The sequence below is a fragment of the Granulicella sp. L60 genome, assembly GCF_009765825.1.
Taxonomy (GTDB): Bacteria; Acidobacteriota; Terriglobia; order Terriglobales; family Acidobacteriaceae; genus Edaphobacter.
Map to the genome: position 1 here is coordinate 257023 of NZ_LMUR01000020.1, position 650 is coordinate 257672.

Here is a 650-nt window from a genome sequence, read left to right on the forward strand (position 1 = left end):
CGGGGGGGGGTGGGGGGTGGGGGGGGCGGTTGGGGCGGGCGGGGGCGGGGGGGGCGACGGGCGCTGCTGGGGCGACGGGTGCTGCGGGATCGCCGGGGTTGGTGTACCTGGGGAGCTATGTTGCGACGACGAACTACGCGTTAGGCGATGTGGTGTTGTTTCAGGGGACGAGTTATACGTCGCTGCTTGCAGGCAACCGGGGAAATACGCCGAGTGGAAGTTCGCTGCAGTGGGGGGTGTTGGCGCAGCAGGGGCCGCAGGGCGTGGCTGGGGTGCAGGGACAACAGGGTGTTGCGGGGTCGCAGGGTTTGACGGGGGCGACGGGGCCTGCCGGAGCGGCGGGGCCGCAGGGAGCGCAGGGGGTTGCTGGGCAGGTTGGAGCGCAGGGCTCGACTGGACCTGCCGGGGCGACGGGTGCGACAGGAGCGTTGGGACCGCAGGGAATTGCGGGGCCGGTGGGGATGACGTTTCAGGGGAACTACTCTGCGACGGTGAACTATGGGCTGGCTGATGGCGTGATCTTCAATGGGTCGGGGTATGTTTCGCTGGTTGCGGGGAATCGGGGGAAGAGTCCGGATGTAAGCCCGGCGCAGTGGAGTTTGTTTGCCACGGGTACGGTGGGGCCACAGGGAGCGGCGGGGGGGCAGGGG

General features: G+C 69.5%; 1 pseudogene. It reads left to right on the forward strand.

What is annotated here, in order from left to right:
- Positions 1–650: pseudogene (locus tag GSQ82_RS19680) on the forward strand (collagen-like protein); the annotation flags it as partial.